This is a genomic window from Rhodococcus sp. HM1 (genome assembly GCF_023218075.1).
GTDB lineage: Bacteria > Actinomycetota > Actinomycetes > Mycobacteriales > Mycobacteriaceae > Rhodococcus.
In genome coordinates, this window is the sequence record NZ_JALPTB010000044.1 from 36561 (window position 1) to 55638 (window position 19078).

Genomic DNA, 19078 nt, shown 5'->3' on the forward strand with positions numbered 1-19078 from the left:
GCGGTGGTCAGACCTGGATGCCGATCAGGCCGAGGAGCCAGTTGCCGATACCGGTGGCTGCGGTGGTGTTCGTCGCGATGCCCAGATACGCCATGCCCACCAGTGACAGGCCGCCGACGGTGACGACCTTCGACAAGTTGCCGCGCAGGCCACCCATCAACACCACGCACGCGATGAGCACGAGGATGGTGAAGACGATGTTGTCTTCGATCCAGGCGCGCACCCCGGTCGTGTTGACCTCGGTGGTCTGGGCCAGCACGTCACCGCGCGGGACGGTCGTGATCGCCAATTCGGCAAAGCTTGACGCGAGAGACATGAGCACTCCAGTGACGGGTTCGGTCGTACGCCCGAGAGGCGACGGCCGAGAACGTAAAACGAAGAGGCAATCTCGGCCAAGCAGGTGACCGCGCATCCGGCGCGGATCCGCCGCGGTCGGTGGACAGATCGCGCGTAAGAAACCCGCCTCGACAAATGAGGCCGGAGGGTACTGCCCAGCACGCGCGGTTGAGGTTGTGCAGCAGCGAGGTTCACGCACTCGAAGTCAGCACGGACGTTGTGGTGGTTCGTCGGTGCGCCGTCGTGCTTGTGCTGTGGCGGCACGGGGGAGTGCTCACAGTGGTGCCGGCTGCGCATAGGTCGATGCCGATACACGCGGTGTGGGAAGCGCGTTCGTCAGGCGGCGATCGGATCGTCGGAGACAGTCCGCTGCCCGAGCGTTGCCCGAGCGCGCATCGAACAGCGCTCGACTGAGCGCGTGAACACAGCGGTGGATTCGAGCGATCGATCCGAGCGCCCGATACAGCGCCTGCGACGCGTACCCCTTACGGGGTCACTCCCCCCGGCGTTCCTTGGGGGGAGTGTAATCCAGAATTGCGCCGGGCGCCAACGCTATTCGCAGACGTCCATGTCGGACGCTATTCGGAGCGCTGGATGCGCCGGCGATGTACATCCTAGATAACTGCACGGTTCGACGGCGTGGGGAGCGCTCGACACAGCGCATGCGAGCACGAGTGCACACGCTCGGTCGAGCGCTCGACACACCGGTACGCAACCGGTGGATGGGACGCAGGAATGAGCGCTCGCCGCAGTGCTGTACGAGCCACGTGCTCAACGCTGTTCACGGTGCTGAACCCGGCTCGTTCTCGATGCGCCTCGAACATGTTGGACCGCAACCTGATCGGTCAGCGCTGTCACGCACCGGAACGTGAACCGTTCACCCGATGCGGAACAGGGTCACCTGCTTGGTGAAAACCTGAGCCCTCTGCCACGGTGCTCGCACACACCGCACCGGACGACATCCGGATCGGCGCCACCGCGAGCGAAAGGCACAGGCAGTGAGCGGAACTCCCGACCCTCTCAAGGACTGGCTTGTCGCTGCCTGGCGCGACACGTTCGGCGACACCACTACCGCTCAAGGCGGTCGCGTCGGCGAGGACGGCCGCACGTCGCGGGTGCCGCGCTTCGTGCCGGTCTCGCCGTTCACGGCGGTACCTGCCGCGGCGGCCTTCGCCAGCTCCCATCTCATTGCCGCCGCAGCCGGCAACCAGGCCGCGATCGACGTGCTGACCGGGCTGCACGACTACCGATGGCCACTGACAGTGGTGACCGCACCGCTGATCGGCCTCGACCTTGTCCGTCATCGCGCTCGCCGCTGGTCACAGATGCTCGAAGCGATGGTCCAACAGAGCACCGGCCACACACCCACGAAAATCTCCGTTCCGCTGCCCATGAGCGGACGCACGATGCGCCGCGCAACCATCACGCTGCCGCGCGGGGCGGTGATCCGGCCCAAGCAGTTCGAGCAGCTCTCCCGAGCGGTCGAATCAGCCTTCGACACCGAGTTGTGGGCGATGACGGTCCGGCACGACGCACACCGCGACCGCCTGGTCCTCACACGCACTGCAATCGCCCCGGATACCCGCAGCGAACGACAGAAGGTCCTGCAGGACGCGCTCGATGCCGCCTCGATCTTCAAAAGCCCCAAGGTCAGCGTCGACACCACCGACGACAGCGGCATCGAGACCAGCTACCGAATCGCCTTCGCCAAGTCGATGAACGCCGGTGCCCCCGCTTTTCAGGCCAAGGTCGACGAAGCCCTCGCCTCTCTGGCCGGCCCCCACGAGTCCGGACGCCACTGGACCTGCGACTGGTACCCGAACAAGGGCTATCTGGTGATGCGGTTGGTCACCGCCATGCCCGACCGCGTCGACCATCCCCTCGAACTGGTCGATGAGAACCTGCGACACCTGCCCTACGCGACCGGTGCCGCCGACCGCATCATGTACTGGGATGTGTCGACCAGCTCCAACAAACCGCACTGCCTGATCGTCGGCCCCACCGGTGGCGGCAAGACCTCGGTGATCCGCACCCTGCTCACCGAGGCGGCGCGCCGCGGGATCCCGTTCGTCGGGGTCGATCCGAAGATGATCGAACTCGACGGCCTCGAGGGCTATCCGGGGTGCGGGGCGATCATCTACGACGCGCTGCGCGCGGCGATGTTCGTGCGCGCCCTGCACACGGAGATGATGGCGCGCAACGCCTACATCCATCAGATGAAGATCGAAGGCTCACAGTTGCCGCTGATGATCGCGGTGCTCGACGAATTCTTCATTCTCTCCGGCAAGTGGCAGCGCCTGGCCAAGACCGGCGACGACGACACCAAGGCGCAGCTCAAAGAACTCGATCCGCTCGGCGCGTGGGCGGATCTGGCGGTGCTCGCGCGCTCTGCCGGCATCCGATTGTTGCTCGGTGTGCAGCGTCCGGATGCGTCGCTGTTCGGCGGCGCCTCGGGTAATGCGCGTGACAACTTCGGCACCCGCATTTCGCTCGGGAACCTCTCGCAGGACGGCGCGCTGATGATGTGGGGCGACTCCACCGTCGGGCGGGAGGTCGATACCTCGGTCAAGGGCCGCGGTATCGCGCTCGGTGACGATGGGTCCCCGGTCGATGCGCAGATGTGGTGGACCCCGAATGTGGACCGGCACCCGAACAAGTGGAACCAACTGTCGACGAGCGAAAAAGCGATCATCGACGGCCTGATACCGGTCGAGGCGCCGCAGTTCACCTGCTACTCGCCGGAACTGGCCGACTTCATCGAATCCGAACGCGCCCTGGCCCGGCGTGCACGCAGCCACGGCAGCGTCCCCGAACCCATCGTCCTCGGCGGCGCGGAGACGGGGGAGACCGGTGCGGTGTCGATGACCAAGACCGGCGCTGGATTTGTACCGCAACCGGAGGCCGAGGATGACGATTTCGCCGATGTCATCCCGGCCTCGAGCGTGACCGCCGGACAGACCGTGCTCATCGACAACGAGGACGGCGAGCTGGTGCCGGTCACCGCCTCGGCGGTCGACGTGCGCCGCGGCACCCGGGGCGAGGTTGTCGAGACCGTCCTGACCGTCGGCACCGGCCGCGTGAAAACCCGCATCACCTTCGACGCGACCGGTGTCGTCGTCCTGCCCGAACCCGACCTCGTCGACCAGCCCGCGTGATGCTCCGACATCGCGCTGTGCGAGCGCCGGATTACTGCTGAACAGCCGCGGTGACTCGCCTCGCCTCAACCGTCCGTCACCTCCTTGAATCGCCCAGCAACCACTACCCGGAAGGACCGCCCGATGACCCGTCGCATTTCCCAATCGATCACCCCCACTGCCGAGGACGTTGCCGCGCTGCGCGGACCGTTCGTGTCCAAGGGCGCCAACGATCCGGTGATCAAGGCCCTGCGCGACTACTTCAAGGCGACGTCGCCGGTGTGGCTGGCCAAGCTCGACGAACGGCAAGAACTCACGCGCGAGCGCCTCGCCGAGATCCGCGACGCCGCCACCAAGCGCCGTGTGGTGATCGAAGCGCTGCCCGACGGCAAGGCCCGCGACACAGCCCTCGACGAGCTGGCGCAAACCGAGTCCGTCGTCGACGAGATGGACACCGCACTGGCCGGCGCCGGTGCCTTCGGCGGGACCAACTAACGATGGCGCCGACCGTCGAGATCGAAGCGACCTCCGCGACGACAGCACGCGCGACGCTCACCGGTGTCGATGTACCGCCGATGGACCTGGCCGCGACCGAGGACAAGGCCCTCGCGGCTGTCGTGCACGAGTTCGTATGCACGCTCGCGGTGAAGCAGCAGGCCGCCGTCGAGGTGATCTACCGGACGGGCAAAGACACGCGGTTTCTCACGGTCGGCCCCGACGGCAAACTCACCGAAAGTGCTCCGAGCGTGCCCATTCCGGTCGTCAAGACCGAACTCGAACCGGCCGCCGCAGAACCGGTTACCGCCGCGCCGACCGGACCGGTGACCGTGGCGGCCGACCCGATCACCTACGAGACACCCGCACAGAATGTTCCCAAGGCCTCCCAGGAGCCTGCAGAGCCCGCGCCGGCACCCATTCCGGGACCGACGTCCACACGGCCTACGCGATCGGTCACAGAGCCGCTCAGCGCTCCGTTCGATGCACTGTCTGCGTTGTCCGCACCCCGTGTGGATCCCGCGACCAGTGCACCTGCCCAGAGTGGTGTTCGCGGACGCGTCAACGCGATGTTCGGCCTGAAGCTCGCACCGAAAGCGGACTCGCGCGAGATACGGTTGCGGAGCGCGCAGACATCGATCGGCCGCCCACTGCCGGAGGGCGCGCTCATCACCGTCGCCAACGTCAAAGGCGGCGTCGGCAAAACCCCGATGGCCATCGGCCTGGCCGAAACCATCGCCGAACACCGCGGTCCCGCCACAATCGCGTGCCTGGATCTCGGAGAGATCGGCGGCAGCTTCACCGACCGTGTGGCCGTCCCACCGGCCGCAGGGCAGGACGCGGCAACCCTGCTCACCGATCTGAGCGACACCGCGCATCAGGTGCGCCCGTCCACGCTCACCCGCTACCTGACCCGCCAACCGTGCGGCTCCTACATGGTTGCCGGACCGACCGGCACTGCGACGCCGTTGAACTATGACGATGCCGCCACACTGGCGTCGATCCTCGGACGTCACTACGACGTTCTGGTTGCTGATACCGGCAACTCCAGCCATGCCGGTAGCTGGCGGTGGGCGATCGCGTCCGCGCACGCGGTGATCGTTCCGGTGCCGTTGCGCCGCGACAGTGCGGTGGCAGCGCGACACACCCTCGCCGCGATGGCCACGGTCCGCCCCGACGCACTCGCCCGCACTGTCGTGGTCATCACCGACGGTCCCGGCGATGTGCCGATGGTCGAAACCGACGCCGTCGACGCGTTCTCCGCGCTCGGTGTGCCGGTGTGCCGGATGCCGTTCGAGCCGCTGTTCGCCTCCGGTGAGCGCATCACCCTCAGCGGGCTGCGGCGCGACACCTGCGATGCGTTGACCGTCCTCGCCGCCACCGTCATCGACCTGATCGCAGATGCCGTGGACTGATCCGTTGGCCCGGAACAACCTTCGGACCGGACGTGCGGTGCTCCACCCCAGCTTTTCCCTGTTTCCCACCAGACCCGGCCTCCTGGGAGGCCGACACACGAAAGGCACCCTTCGATGAACAACGACACTCCCACCGGTAACCGCGCGGCCCGCCGCGTCCACCGCCGCCGCGCAGCCCAGCGTCAGACCACGGCCACGTTCGTCGCGTCTGCAGCCGTAGCTGCAGGCCTGGTGCTGGCCCCGACGGCCGGGGCGGCTCCCTCGCAGGGCGGCACCACCGGCGGCGCAACCCAGGGCGGCACCACCACTACCCCCGCCCCGGCGCCGAAACCCGACGCGGTGTCGGTGCCGGAGGCGCCGTCCGAGCCGATCTACTGGTCCGCCCCACCGGCAGTCACGCCGCAGTATGCGCCGTTGCCGAACTACGACTACGACACCGGCCGCTACGACCGGCAGGCCAGCTACACCCCGCCGCTGGACCTGTCGACACTGCACGCCCCGATCGAGGTCGAGCAAGCCCCGATCTACATCGCCCCGCCCGAGAAAATCATGGTCGGCGACTACCACTTCACCCAGCCGAACTGGGTCACCGACGCCGACCGCGAGCGCACCAACAACACCGCCGGCCTGACCCGCTCCCAGGTGGCCACCTTCTGGACATCCGTCGGTGTCGATGCCGACCGCGCCGATCGCGTCGCCGCCGCCCAGATCGGCGGTGTCGCCGCGGGTGCGACCGCCGGTGCGGTGGCCGGTGCGGTGCCGGGTGCGTTGATCGGCGGCACCATCGGCGGTATCGGCGGCGCCGCCCTCGGAGGCGTGGTGCCGCTGCCGATCCCGGTGCTGCCCGAGGTCACCACCGGCGTTGCAGGCACCGCAGCGGGGGCGGCGATCGGCGGCGCCGTCGGCGCAGTCCCCGGTGCCGTCGTCGGCGGCGCAGTCGGTTTGGCCGCAGGAACCGCATTCGGTGCCGGGGACGACGAAGGCCAGCCGATCGAGGTCGAGTTGCCCGATGTGCACCAGGACGCGCTCACCGAGCAGGCCGCGGCGACGGTCGAGCAGTGGCAGTCCTCCGGACCGGTCGGTGCCGCTGCCGCGGACGCAGTACAGGACGCGGTGCAGACGGCCCCGCAGATCGATGCGCAGGCCCGCGAGTGGGTCACAGTCCAGCCCGGCGGCGACAGTGTGATCACGGCCGTCGACGCCACCCTCGAGACGTTCTTCGGTGGCTCGGCCGGGACCGCCGCCGAAATGATCTCGACCGCCATCGGCCAGGGCGCCGGCGCCCAGGCCTGACCTGACAGATAAGGATGTGGGTGCATCCCATGAAACTCGGCAAGAACACCTCTCGGCATCCGGCCGTCGTCGACCTTCTCGGCGGTGCACCCACCGTGTCGCCGGGTGCAACTTCTGATGCGGTTGCACCCGGCGACGCAGTGGACGGTGCATTGGTTGCACCCGCTGTTGCGCCGCGTGACCGCTCCGGGCGGTACACACCGCAACGCACGCGCATCGTTGCAGCGGCAATTGTGGGTGTTGCTGCGGCCGTCATCGCAGGTGTGATCTGGGGTGTTGCGGGTGATGACTCCGAGAATGTTGCTGCTGCAACGCAGGTGGATGGCACCGGCGCACCGATACTCGAGCTCTCCGATGCACCTGCGGCTCCGGTGTCCGATCTCGACGACGAGTGCCGCGCCGATCGGGGTGATCAGAGAAGCGGTGCCGGGGTGATCGCCGCGTGGAACTACGCCTACTACATCCGCCGCGACGCGATCGCCGCCCGCGCCCTGGCCACGCCGAACAGTTCTGTCGTCCCGGCCGAACAGCTGCAGCCGTTCATCGACGCCATCCCGGTCGGCACCAACTACTGCGTACGCACCAAAGCCCTCTCGCAGGATGTCTATCTCGTCGATCTGTCCGAACTGCGCCCCGACGGCCTACAGCGCATCACCCAGACCGTCACCACCGCGCAGATCGACGGCAAGTGGTTCGTCGACGTCTTCAGCTGATCACCGGATCCGCCCCTCCACCGTCCCCGGCGTGGTTCGTGCGGTGTGCATCTCGCGGAGGTCGTGTCCACACCCCGGCGAGAGGGGAGCGGGTGCGGTGACCGCGTCAGTAGCCGAATCAGCACCCCTCTAGAAATTTTCGTAGAAAGAGGCTCCCGTCGTGTCCGATGACTCCACTCAGTCCGCACCGCCGTTGCACCACGATGCGCAACCGGAGCGTTCGAAGATGCTCGGTGTCGCCGCAGTGGCAACCATGGCCCTGTTCCTCGCCGGCCTGGCGTTCACACTGTCGTTCGATGCGTTGCGGGCACTGGCCATCGAAATCAATGTGCATCCGAGCCGTGCGTGGATGGCGCCGGTTGCCATCGACGTTGCACAAGCCGCCGCAACCGCCGGCTACGTCATCTTCCGCGTTGCCAACCGGCACGCCTGGGCGCGGCGCTACTGCATGGCCTTGGCGGTCGTCACCGTCGCGTTGAGTGTGGTGGGCAACTCGTACCACTCGTATCAACTCGCTGCCCGCAACCTCGCGCGCGTTGCAGCGGGGGAGATACTCGACTTCATCCCGCAACCCCCAGCCATTGCCGCGGTCATTGCGGCGATCTTCCCGCTGTTGTGGCTGGCCCTGTTTCACCTGTTCACCATGATGTTGCAGGTTGTCATCGAAGAACGCACCCAACGCCGTGATGCTGCAACGGTGGGTCATGTCGTGCAACGCGAGGGCAACGCCGCTGCACCGACCCGCACTGCGACCGAGAAGACAACGGAGCATGATTTCACGCTCGTCGCCGTGGCCACGCGAGAGAGCGCAACCGATGCGGGCCATGCCCACGAGGTGCACCACCGAGCGGATGGTGCAGCACCCGGCACCTCACGCGAGTCCGGCGTTGCGGGTGTTGCCCTCGCCGAGACGGCCGTGGACGCCGACGTTGCCGTGAACGACCGCGGCGCCGATACAACGCGCAACGGTTACCCGCACACCGCGGCCGGGTTGCAGCAGTTCCTCGCCGACAGCAGTTTCACCGACTCGGTCAAACGCGTGGCGGCGATGCTCATCGACGAACCGCACCTGCGGCAAACCCAGGTTGCGCGGCGGTTGCACGTCGACAAGTCCACCGTCAGTCGCCGGTGGCGCTCGTTCGTTGCAGCCGCCGCAACCGAAGGATTCACGGTGTCACCCCTACCTGCTGCCGATGCCGCCGAGACTGTCCGCGAGTTGCAGTCGGCATGACTTCCCCGGTGGGCGTTGCCCGACGTCGTCTACCAGCAGTTGATCAATGACGCGGCTCGAAGAAGCGAGGCAGGCCCGGGAGGGCAATCGGGGGCGCTCGAGCCCTGCATAGCTGGCTGATATCCCGCACCAACACTTCGGATCAGTCACTTCCCGGACCCGCCACCTTGCAATTGCACTCTCGGCCCGTCCCCTTGGCGCAGAGAGACGCCGTTGTCCCGACACCTCTCGACGGTGGGGTCGCATCCACGAAGAGGGATGCTCTTGTTGCTGTCACACCGTGTGAGCCAGAGGAGCAGGCTTTCGGGGCCGTGGTCTAAGAGGACATGGTCATTCGTTGAGCTCAAACCGAAGCAAGGACCTCGTCGAACAGTGCGGGGTAATGCTCGAGCGCTGAGCGTCGGCGGGTCGGGACATGTTCGCTCGGCACCCGGTCCGCGGGAGCGTGGTAGTTGCGCAGGATCAGTTTGGCGACGGTGTCGCGGTGGACCTCATCCGGTCCGTCGTACAAGCGTGCGGCGCGAGCCGCGCGATACATGAACTCCAGCGGCAGGTCGGAGCTGTAGCCGAGGGAGCCGTGCGTCTGCACGGACCGGTCGATGACGTCGTGCAGGATCTTCGCGCCGTAGTACTTGATCATGGCGATCTCCTTGCGAGCCGCCTTGGTGCCCTGGGTGTCGATCACCCAGGCCGCCTGCAGCGTCATCAGTCGCAGCGCCTGCATCTCCGCGGCCGAATCGGCGATCCAGTTGCGGACGGTCTGCTTCTCGCCGAGGACGCTGCCGTGGGCGAAACGGTAGGTGGCGCGCTCGCACATCATGTCGAAGGCGCGGTTGGCCTGGCCGATCCAGCGCATGCAGTGGTGGATACGACCCGGACCGAGGCGCTTCTGCGAGATCAGGAAACCGTCACCGGGACTGCCGAGCAGGGCGTCGCCTCCGACCTGCACGTCGCGGAAGACGACCTCGCAGTGCGACCCGTAGGTGTTCTCCCGCGGCGACGGATTCTCCATCGAGGCGATGTCGCGCAGCACCTCGAGGCCGGGGGCGTCGATGGGGACGATGAACTGCGAGGCGCGGCGGTGCCGTTCGGCGTCGGGGTCGGTGACGGCGACGACGATGACGAAGTCGGCGGTGGAGGCGTTGGAGATAAACCACTTGGCACCGTTGATGACCCAGCCGTCACCGCTGCGGACCGCGGTGGTGGTCAGGTTCGTCGGATCGGCACCGGCGTTGTCCGGTTCGGTCAGGGCGAAGGCCGAGTACATCTCGCCGGCGAGCAGTGGGTCGAGCCAGCGGCGCTTCTGCTCGTCGGTGCCGACCGCGGCGAGGATCTCGGCGTTTCCGGAATCCGGTGCCTGGCAACCGAACACGATCGGCCCGTAGGGGCTGGAGCCGAGGATCTCGTGCATGAGGCCGAGTTTGACCTGACCGTAGCCCTGGCCGCCGAGTTCGGGGTCGAGGTGCGCGGCCCACAGCTGCTGCTTCTTGACCTCCTGCTGCAGCGGCGCGATCGCCTTGCGCAGCTGCGGCCAGGTCAGCTCGAGGGTCTCGAGCGGACGGATCTCGTCACGGACGAAGCTCGTCATCCAGTCCAGTTTCTGCTGGAACTCGGGTTCGGTGGAGAATTCCCAAGCCATGTCGTCGTACCTCCGGGGTGTGTGGGGAGCGGGTCAGTCGATCGAGCGCAGGGTGCGCTCGAACAGGAGCAGGGCGTAGCGGTGCAGGCGGTCACCGACGTCGGTGGGGGCCTGCCCGGAGAGGGAGCGGGCGTAGGTGCCCTCGAGGATGATGCCGAGCTTGAACCCGGCGAGCGCGGTGTACCAGTCGATCGCGGAGAGGTCGCGGTCGCTGTTCGCGGCGTACCGGGCGATCAACTCGGCGCGGCTCGGCAGGCCACCGGCGGCGGTGAGGCGGCTTTCGAGTAGGTCGGGTTCGCCGTCGGCGTGCGGCCACATCGCCAACATCCAGCCCAGATCGAGCAGCGGGTCACCGACGGTAGCCATCTCCCAGTCGACCATCGCGACGACCGTGGGGGCCACGCGGTCGAACATGACGTTGGCGACGTGGTAGTCGCCGTGCAGGATGCCAGGTGCACCCTGCGGCGGCCGGTTGTCGTCGAGCCAGGACGCGATCCTCTCGACCTGCGGCAATAGCACCGTGGGGTAACCGGGCAGGTGGGTGAAGGACTCGAGTTCGCCCAGCCAGCGGCCTACCTGTCGTTCGAGGAAACCCTCGGGGCGACCGAAGTCGCTCAATCCGATCGCCGCCGGGTCCAGGCGCGCCAGTTCGGTGAGGGCGTCGACCATGCTCAGGCCCATGCGGTGGCGCAAGGTTCGGTCGGCGCCGTGGGTGGGGGTGAGGGTCTCGGCGGCGTTGTAGCCGTCCACAGCATGCATCAGGTAGAACACCGCACCGAGCACGTGGGTGTCTTCGCAGCCGGCAACGAAGGTCGGGTGCGGCACCGCGGTCCCGGACAACGCACGCAGCAGCGTCATCTCCCGCTGCATCACTCGGTTCGATTGAGGCCGAAGGTGTTTCGGCCCGCGTCGGAGCACGTACCGGACGCCGGAGCGTTCGAAGCCGATCATGATGTTCTGGGTCCCGCCGCCGATGGGGGAGACCGCGGTCGGCTCGCCGGAGCCGAGGCCCTGGGTGTCCATCCAGTCCCGCACGGCGGTGAGATCGACCCCGAGGAGGTCGCTGGGTGTGGTGTCGGTCGGCATGTATCGAACGTATCGGCCGACACCTATGGGGGCACTGCGGTTTTCGGGACCGATTGTGGATTCCTACAACACCCCAGGGCCCGGGATCGACGCTGGTCAGCGGGCCGAGAATTCGAGGATCTGGAAGGCCAGGCGCGCCGAGAGCAGGGCGTCGAGGCTGCTCGGGTCCAGCCCGGTCAGCTCCTTGATCTTGCCCATCCGGTAGCGAACGGTGTTCTCGTGCACGTCCAGCATCGCGGCGGCGCCCTGCACCCGCCCCTCCGCGGCGACGAAGGCGCGCCAGGTCGCCAGCAGGATCCCGTCGTCGGTAGCGCGCACGGTGTGCACGTACTCGTGCGCGAACCGCACGGCCTCCTTGACCCGGCCGGAGCTCACGACGACACGCAGCAGACCGAGTTCGGTGACGTCGAGGACGTCCTCGGACCGGTCGAAGGAGTGGGCGATCTCGGCGACCTCCCGCATCTCGCGCGAGGCGTGCGGGAAGTCGGCGACCTCCCGGCACACCCCGGAGATGACGGTGGCGCCGGTGGCCAGATCAGGTTGCAGCGACGCGCGCACCTGCTGCACCTTCTCGCGCACCGCCGCCAGCTCGTCGGCGGAGCCGCCCTCGCGGAGTGGGACCAGCACGATGATGTGGCCGGGCAGTTTCACCGCGGCGGGCTCGTCGATGCCGAAGATCTCCCGGAAACGGCGGGTGACCAGGCGCTGCGCGACCGAGGCGGTCAGGCGCGGGTTCGCGGACAGGGTGAACCGCACCAGCACGTGCGGGTTGGTCAGGTCGATGCCGAACTGCGGGCCGCGGCGGATCAGGTGTTCCTTGTCGCGGGTGTTGCGCAGCAGGTCGGACAGGTAGTCGTCGCGCGCCTGCCCCTGCGTCTCGATCTGGCGGCGTTCGGACAGAATCTGCAGCGACAGCACGGTCGCGCCGTGCTCGGCGATGTTCGCGTCGACTGCCTCGAGCGACCGGCCGACTTCGACGATGCCGAGATAGCCGTTGGGGCGGCCCTCGATGACGAGCCGGCACATCAGGTGCCGGCGGCCGAGCCCGACCGACAGGGTCGGTGGCACCACTGCGGACGGGCGCGCGGGGCTCAGACCGGCGAGTTCGGCCTTCACCGACGGCATGCCCCGGATCTTCTCGGAGATCACCGGTGGCCGGTCGAGGCCGAGGGCGGCGGGCGTGGACCAGGCCAGTACCCGGAAGTCCTCGTCGTAGAGCACGACGGGTTTGCCGGACAGGTCCGACAGCAGCGCGACGACGGTGTGGATGTCGGCGCCTTCGAGCACGGCGTTGGTGAGCTTGCGATGCACGTCGGCGAGATAGGCGAGGGTGTTGCGGCTGCGGGCGATCTCCGAGGCCTGGGTGCGCAGCCGCACGTTGAGCATGGCCTGGCTGATGAACAGCGCACTGAGCTGCGCGAACATCTCGGCGATCTCGATGTCTTCCTGGGTGTAGACGTGGTCGCCGTCGCGGTCGTCGACGAACAGCAGCCCGATGACCTCGCCGTCGAATACCAGGGGGACGCCGAGCATGGCCCGTACCTGCCAGTGCTCCATGGTGCGCCGGTGCGGCCGCGGGTCGTTGCGCACGTCCTCGATGAGCACCGGGCGGGCGGTGTCGATGATCTCCCGGCTGAACCGGTCGCCCTCGATCCCGGATTCCTGGCGTTTGACGGCCTCGGTGATGTCGCCCTGCTCGGCGCAGTGCCCGGCGGCGCCGCGGAAGCGTCCGTCGGGGCGCTTGAGGTAGAGGGAGGAGCGGCAGACCCCGATCACCTCGCACAGCTTGAGGCACACTGCGCGCAGTAGTTCCTCGAGGTCGGTGTCCTTGATCGCCTCCCCGGTGATCTCGGCGAAGGCGGTGATGACGTCGCGTTCGCGGTGACGGGGGACGGTGGCCGTGCCCGGAGGACGGAGCGGTGTGGTTCCGGTTCCGGTGCTCGGCAGCAGGGTCATGCCGTCCTCTCGCCTCCTCGTCGTGGTCGCAGTCACTCGGCATCCACGATGTTGTGCAACATCACAAAATAGTCGACGGTCAGGTCGCGATCACATCGGGGAGAGAAGTGTCGAGCACGTGCCCCATCCGGTCCCGCTTGGCCCGCAGATAGCGCAGGTTATGGGCAGTGACGGCGGTCGGCAGCGACACCCGGCCGACGATTTCGATCGAGTAACCCTCCAGCCCGCCGAGCTTGCTCGGGTTGTTGGTGATCAGCCGCATACGCCGTACCCCCAGGTCGGCGAGGATGCGGGCGCCCACCCCGTAGCTACGCGAATCGTCCGGCAGCCCCAGGGCGCGGTTGGCATCGACGGTGTCCAGGCCTTGCTCCTGAAGCGAGTAGGCGCGGATCTTGTGGGCGAGCCCGATACCGCGCCCCTCGTGGCCGCGGAGGTAGACCAGCACCCCGCAGCCCTCGCGAGCAATCTCTTCGAGGGCGCGTTCGAGTTGGGCGCCGCAGTCACATCGCAGCGAGCCGAGGATGTCGCCGGTGAGGCATTCGCTGTGTACCCGCACCAGCACCCCCTCGCGGCTGCGGCCGGCTGCGGCGATGTCACCCATCACCAGTGCCAGGTGTTCGCTGTCGTCGAGCACCGACCGGAACGCCACCGCGCGGAACGTCCCGAACTCGGTAGGCATCTGCGCCTCGGCGACGTACTCGACGAACGGTTCGGTCGCTGCCCGGTAGCGCACCAGGTCGGCGATGCGCAGGAGCGGCAGCCCGTGGGTGCGGGCGAACTCGGCCAGGTCGTCGCCGCGGCGCATGGAGCCGTCCTCGGCGACGATCTCGCCGATCACCCCCACCTCGCCGGCCCCGGCCAGGCGCAGCAGGTCCACGGCGGCCTCGGTGTGCCCGGCGCGGGCGAGGACCCCGCCCTCGCGGGCGCGCAGTGGAAAGACGTGTCCGGGGCGCCGCAGATCGGCGGGGGCGGAGGCCTCGTCGGCGAGGGCCCGCATCGTCGCGGCGCGGTCGGCGGCGCTGACCCCGGTGCCGGTGGAGACGTGGTCGACGCTGACGGTGAAGGCGGTGCCGTGCGCGTCGGTGTTGTGCTCGACCATCAGCGGCAGGTCGAGCGCGTCGGCGCGGTGCGCCGGCATGGGTGCGCAGACGATGCCGGTGGTGTGGCGTACGAGGAACGCCATCTGCTCGGCGGTGATGGTCGACGCGGCGGCGACGAGGTCGCCTTCGTTCTCGCGGTCGTCGTCGTCCACCACGACGACGAGTCCGCCCGCGGCGAGGGCCTCGACGGCGAGTTCGACCTGCTGGGCCGGGGTGCGGGGCATGACCACTACTCCTGTTCTGCGCTGTGGGTGCCGAAAGTGCGCCGGTGGTAGGTCAGCGGCGGGTGGTCGTGGCGGTCGGCCTCGGTGACGTGGCCGAGGACCACCACATGGTCGCCGCCGTCGACGAGGTCAGAGACGGTGCACGCCAACCATCCAGGGGTGCCGGTGATGCGCGGGGTGCCCGCCGACAGTGACCATGCGACGGCAGCGAACTTGTCGGGACCCTTGCGGGCGAAGGTCAGTGCCAGGCTGTCCTGGCCGTGGCCGAGGATGTTGACTCCGAACCGGCCCTGTCCGCGCACGACGGTGAGCAGGTCCGATCCGCGGTCGAGTGCGACGAGCACCATCGGAGGATCCATCGACAGCGACGCGAAGGCGCTGACGGTGGTGCCGTGCGGGCGGTCGCCGTCGAGTGCGGTCACCACCGTGACGGGAGTGCACACGCCGGCCATCACGTCCCGGAACACGGTGGTGAGGTCTTGAGTGAGTGGGGAGTTCATGGTCGTCCTCCGACGGGGATGGAACGGGCGGTGCCCGGCTGGGCCGGGCGCCGCCCGGGTCGGGATCAGGCGCCGACCGGGACCTTCGCCTTCAACTTGTGCAGTTCGGGAACGACCTTCTCGCCGAACAGTTTCAGCGACTTCTCGGCCTGGTCGATCGGCAGGCCGCCGAACGCGAAGGCGGCATTGACGAAGACGTCGCCGACCAGTTCGTGGCGGGCTGCGTACTTCTCGACGATCTGCTCGGGAGTGCCGTAGATGTTGGCCTCGACGTAGGCGTCGGCGGCGGCCTCCATGCCGGCCTCGCGGATCATGTCGGCGCCGGCCTGGTAGGTCTCGTAGCCTCGGGTGTTGCGCCAGTGCTCGCCGGCGAAGTCGTAGTGCTTGATCACCGACAGGAAGTAGCGGGCGGTGTGCTCGTAGGCGAGGCGGCGGGCCTCCTCGGCGTCCTCGTGGCAGATGACGAAGTCCTGCACGACCGGCGGCAGCGGTTCGGTGTTCCACCGCTCCCGGTACAGATCGCGCCAGCGGTTGATCGCTTCGGCGTGCTTGGCGAACTCGTACTGCACGAAGGTCATCATGCGCACACCGAGATCGGCGATGACCGGCACGGAATCGGGGGACATGGCGGCGCCGAACAGCCGGTCGCGGGTCCACTCGTAGGCGGGGTTCGGGGCGGGCCGGATCTCCACGCGGGCCTGCTTGTAGAACTCGCCGTCGGGGTTGTCCACGACGCCGGTGCGCAGCCCCTCGATAGTGAGGTTGGCGGCCTCGATGAACCGTCCGCGGGCCTCGTCCATCGGGATGCCGAAGGCGTCGTACTCCATCTTCGCCAGGCCGCGGCCCATGCCGTAGAGGGCGCGGCCGCCGGACATCATGTCGAGCATCGCCATCTTTTCGACGACTCGGACCGGGTTGTTCCACGGCAGGATCACGGCGCCGGTGCCGAGCTTGATCGTCGAGGTCCGACCCGCGATGTAGGACATGATCTGCAGGTTGTCCGGGCACATCGAGTAGTCGTCGAAGTGGTGTTCGGCGGACCAGACGGCGTCGAATCCGTACTTCTCCGCGTCGACGCCCATCTCGAGTTCGCGAAGGAAGACCTCCTGGTCGCTGACGTTCTCGTGGTAGTTCTGGAAGACCAGCAGCATTCCGACGTCCATGGACGTAGCTCCTTGTGTGAGTGGGGTTTCAGGAGGAATAGGGAGGGGAGTCAGCCGAGGAAGACGGCCCGGGTGTGTTCGGTGTCGAGGAACTCCTTGACCGACTGGATCTGCCCGTCGCGGACCTCGAAGACGAAGTGGTAGAGGTTGTTGTAGATGCGGCCGTTCTTCATCTCGGAGTACGACTCGGTCTCCACCGCGACGCGGTCGCCCTCGGCGGTCCACGCCAGCGGGGTCAGACGGATCGCGCCGGTCTTCGTCTCGGTCGACAGACCGGAAAGCATCGCGCGGAACTCTTCTTTGTTCTTGGTGCCGGAGATGCCCTCGATGGTGCCGGCGACCCACCAGGTGGCGGTGGGGGCGAGATAGCCCATGATCGCCTCGACGTCGCCGGTGGAGAAGACCTCCATGAATTCTGCGACGAGCTTCTTGTTGGCCGCTTCGAGGTTTCCGGCGCTCGCGACGTTGTCCATGCGAACTCCTTTTCGGAGAGGATTGGACGAAAAATGCAGCGGGGGAACGTTTTCGATGCTGCTGTGCTCAAGACTAGCCGGAAGCCTGTGGCGTGGGTCACGCAACTTTTCCGGCGGTTGTAGGTCGCTACAACGACCCCAGGGGTCAACTGCGGGAACTGAACGAGCTCATCAACCCGCCGTCGGTGGCCACCACCGACCCGGTCATGTACGGCGAATCGGCGACACCCACGATGACCTGCGCGATCTCTTCGGGAAGACCGGTGCGGCCCATCGGGATCGCCGCGAGGATCCGCTCACGTGCCCGCCCCGTCAGGGCGGAGGTCATGTCGGTGTCCACGAAACCGGGGATCACCAGATTCACCCGGATCTGCCGTGGCGCCAGCTCGACAGCGAGCACCTGCGTCAGCCCGTGCAGGCCGGCTTTCGCCGCCCCGTAGGCCACATCACCTGGGAAGCCCCGGAAACCTACTACCGCACCGACATTGATGATCGCTGCGCCGGCCCCGAGTCGGGGCGAGACGGTGCGGGCCAGTTCGAACGCGCCGGAAAGATTGGTGCTGATCACCTCGTCCCAGTGCTTGCGCGACAGATCGCCGACGCGGCCGCCACGATGCACCCCGGCGGCGTTGACCACCACGTCGAGTGAGCCGAACTGTTCGAAGACGGTGTCGACCCCGCGAGCGAGCGAGTCCGGATCGGCGATATCGGTGTGGATCTCGACCACCCGGTCCGGATGGGCCCACTGCGCGCTGGCAGGCTTGCGGGCGAACACCGCGACCCGGTCGCCGCGGGCGGTCGCCTGCTCGACGACCGCCCGGCCGATTCCCCGCGACCCACCGGTGACCAGCCAGTTCTTCGTCTCGGTCATCGCTTCAGAAATCCCGTCAGCGCGGCGAGATAGCGGTCGCGGTCCTCGAGGAAGGGCGCGTGCCCGACCCCGGTGAACTCGACGAGTTCGGCGCGTGCGCTGACACTGCGCACGGCCTCGGCCGCGGAGAACGGCACGAACGCGTCGGCGGTGCCGTGCAGCAGCAGGATCGGCACCTCGAGCGCCGCCATCTCCTTGCGCAGATCCACCGTCGCGAGATCGCGCAGCGAGTCGTCCCCGCGCGGACCCATGGCCATGAACATGTCCCAGATCGAATCCAGCACGGCTTCACCGGGATTCTGCGCGCATACCGCCGCGGCAACCCCGCGGAAGGTCTCGGCGCGGTTCGCGGCCACGGCCGCGAGGGTGCCCTCGACGTCGTCGACCGAGCCGCCGTGCGGCCAGTCGTCGGTCGCGGTGTAGCGCGGGGAGGCCCCGCCGGTGAGCACCAGCCCCGACGCCCGGTCGCCGAGCTGGGCGACGGCGACGGTGGCGACGGCTCCGCCGAGCGACCAGCCGTTGATCACCGGCCGGTCGAGTCCGAGATGGTCGACCAGGCGCACGACGTCCTCACCGAGTGCGGCGATCGACACGTCGTCGAAGTCCTTGTCGGACCGGCCGCAGCAGCGCAGGTCGACGGTGACGACCTCGTTGCCGTGGGCGAGCAGCGCCAGCAGCGTGGTGTCCCAGGCGCGGGCGTTGGCGCCCCAGCCGTGCACCAGCACGATCGGCCGGCCGCTGCCGCGGTGGTGTTCGAAGTAGATGCTGCGGTCGTTCTCGACGGGCAGATATCCCATGGTGTCCTCCTGAACGAGTAGGGAAGGGGGCAAGGACGTGGTCTCGGGGGCCGGATGCTCCCGCAGCGCCCGCGGCACCACCGGGGCGCGGTCGCGAAAGCGCGGCATGACGTGCTCGGCGAACAGTTCCATCGATCGCAGCACCTTGTCGTGCTCGAGGCCGCCGAAGCGCATCCAGCAGATCAGGTGCTGCAGCCCGGTCTCGTCGTGCAGCGCGTCGAGCTGCCGGATCAGGCCGTCGGGGTCGCCGACGTAGACGACGCCGCCGTCGCGCAGACCGTCGACGGTGACGCCGCCGGCCTCGTCGGTGGCCGAGACCAGTTCGGCGTAGCGCTCGTAGGTCGGCGGCACGTCCGGGCCCTGCGGCACCGCCGACAGTGCGGCGTCGAAGTACCAGGTCAACGCCTCACGGGCGTTGTCCACCGCGGCCTGTTCGGTGTCGGCGAGGTGGATCTGCCAGTTCATCGGGAAATCCAGGTCGAGGATGTCGCGGCCCAGATCCCGCAATCGGCGTTTGGCGTCGACGACGAAGCTGTTCAGTTCGGGCATCGTCATCAGGGTGGGGGTGACGAGCATGTTGTAGCCCTGGTCAGCGGCAAGATCGAGGGTTTCGGGGCTGATCGAGGCGATGTAGATCGGTGGGGTGGGGCGC

General features: G+C 67.9%; 16 protein-coding genes. 6 read left to right on the forward strand and 10 right to left on the reverse strand.

Features of this window, described 5'->3' with window-relative positions:
- Window positions 1-7: 7 nt before the first annotated feature.
- The gene (locus M1M07_RS21230) at window positions 8-316 is read right to left on the reverse strand and encodes a hypothetical protein (RefSeq protein WP_085470821.1); all 309 of its coding nucleotides are present in this window, start codon (window positions 314-316) and stop codon (window positions 8-10) included.
- A gap of 1018 nt (window positions 317-1334) precedes the next feature.
- On the opposite strand from M1M07_RS21230, the gene M1M07_RS21235 reads away from it, so the two are divergent.
- From M1M07_RS21235 to M1M07_RS21260, 6 genes are all read left to right on the forward strand, one after another.
- A complete protein-coding gene (locus tag M1M07_RS21235) occupies window positions 1335-3491 on the forward strand; it encodes an FtsK/SpoIIIE domain-containing protein (RefSeq protein WP_248675458.1) in 2157 nt (718 codons plus the stop codon).
- Between the two features lie 123 nt (window positions 3492-3614).
- Window positions 3615-3965 carry a hypothetical protein gene (locus M1M07_RS21240; protein ID WP_248675459.1) on the forward strand — a complete coding sequence of 117 codons (351 nt, stop codon included), beginning with the start codon at window positions 3615-3617 and terminating at the stop codon, window positions 3963-3965.
- Window positions 3966-3967: 2 nt separating this feature from the next.
- The gene (locus M1M07_RS21245) at window positions 3968-5380 is read left to right on the forward strand and encodes a ParA family protein (protein WP_248675460.1); all 1413 of its coding nucleotides are present in this window, start codon (window positions 3968-3970) and stop codon (window positions 5378-5380) included.
- A gap of 114 nt (window positions 5381-5494) precedes the next feature.
- Window positions 5495-6673: an insoluble domain protein gene (locus M1M07_RS21250; protein ID WP_248675461.1), complete on the forward strand. Its 1179-nt coding sequence runs from the start codon at window positions 5495-5497 to the stop codon at window positions 6671-6673.
- 14 nt (window positions 6674-6687) lie between these two features.
- Window positions 6688-7386 (forward strand): hypothetical protein, encoded by a 699-nt coding sequence (locus M1M07_RS21255; protein ID WP_248675462.1) that lies wholly within the window; start codon window positions 6688-6690, stop codon window positions 7384-7386.
- 226 nt (window positions 7387-7612) lie between these two features.
- Entirely contained in the window at window positions 7613-8617 is a 1005-nt protein-coding gene (locus M1M07_RS21260; RefSeq protein ID WP_248675463.1) for a hypothetical protein, read from the forward strand.
- 343 nt (window positions 8618-8960) lie between these two features.
- On the opposite strand, the gene M1M07_RS21265 is transcribed toward M1M07_RS21260, so the two are convergent.
- The 9 genes from M1M07_RS21265 to M1M07_RS21305 all read right to left on the reverse strand — a co-directional run.
- Complete coding sequence (locus M1M07_RS21265) at window positions 8961-10256, reverse strand: acyl-CoA dehydrogenase family protein (RefSeq protein WP_248675464.1); 1296 nt, start codon at window positions 10254-10256, stop codon at window positions 8961-8963.
- A 33-nt stretch (window positions 10257-10289) separates the two neighbouring features.
- Window positions 10290-11342 carry a phosphotransferase family protein gene (locus M1M07_RS21270; protein WP_248675465.1) on the reverse strand — a complete coding sequence of 351 codons (1053 nt, stop codon included), beginning with the start codon at window positions 11340-11342 and terminating at the stop codon, window positions 10290-10292.
- A 96-nt stretch (window positions 11343-11438) separates the two neighbouring features.
- Entirely contained in the window at window positions 11439-13298 is a 1860-nt protein-coding gene (locus M1M07_RS21275) for a GAF domain-containing protein (protein WP_248675466.1), read from the reverse strand.
- Between the two features lie 79 nt (window positions 13299-13377).
- Window positions 13378-14622 carry a bifunctional 3,4-dihydroxy-2-butanone-4-phosphate synthase/GTP cyclohydrolase II gene (locus M1M07_RS21280; protein WP_248675467.1) on the reverse strand — a complete coding sequence of 415 codons (1245 nt, stop codon included), beginning with the start codon at window positions 14620-14622 and terminating at the stop codon, window positions 13378-13380.
- A 5-nt stretch (window positions 14623-14627) separates the two neighbouring features.
- Window positions 14628-15122: a flavin reductase family protein gene (locus M1M07_RS21285; RefSeq protein ID WP_248675468.1), complete on the reverse strand. Its 495-nt coding sequence runs from the start codon at window positions 15120-15122 to the stop codon at window positions 14628-14630.
- A 65-nt stretch (window positions 15123-15187) separates the two neighbouring features.
- Complete coding sequence (locus M1M07_RS21290; RefSeq protein ID WP_248675469.1) at window positions 15188-16285, reverse strand: LLM class flavin-dependent oxidoreductase; 1098 nt, start codon at window positions 16283-16285, stop codon at window positions 15188-15190.
- 50 nt (window positions 16286-16335) lie between these two features.
- The gene (locus M1M07_RS21295) at window positions 16336-16758 is read right to left on the reverse strand and encodes a nuclear transport factor 2 family protein (protein ID WP_248675470.1); all 423 of its coding nucleotides are present in this window, start codon (window positions 16756-16758) and stop codon (window positions 16336-16338) included.
- A 145-nt stretch (window positions 16759-16903) separates the two neighbouring features.
- The gene (locus M1M07_RS21300) at window positions 16904-17629 is read right to left on the reverse strand and encodes an SDR family NAD(P)-dependent oxidoreductase (protein WP_248675471.1); all 726 of its coding nucleotides are present in this window, start codon (window positions 17627-17629) and stop codon (window positions 16904-16906) included.
- Window positions 17626-19078 (reverse strand): alpha/beta fold hydrolase (locus M1M07_RS21305; protein WP_248675472.1); only part of this gene is annotated, 1453 nt, incomplete at its 5' end. The genes M1M07_RS21300 and M1M07_RS21305, both read right to left, overlap by 4 nt.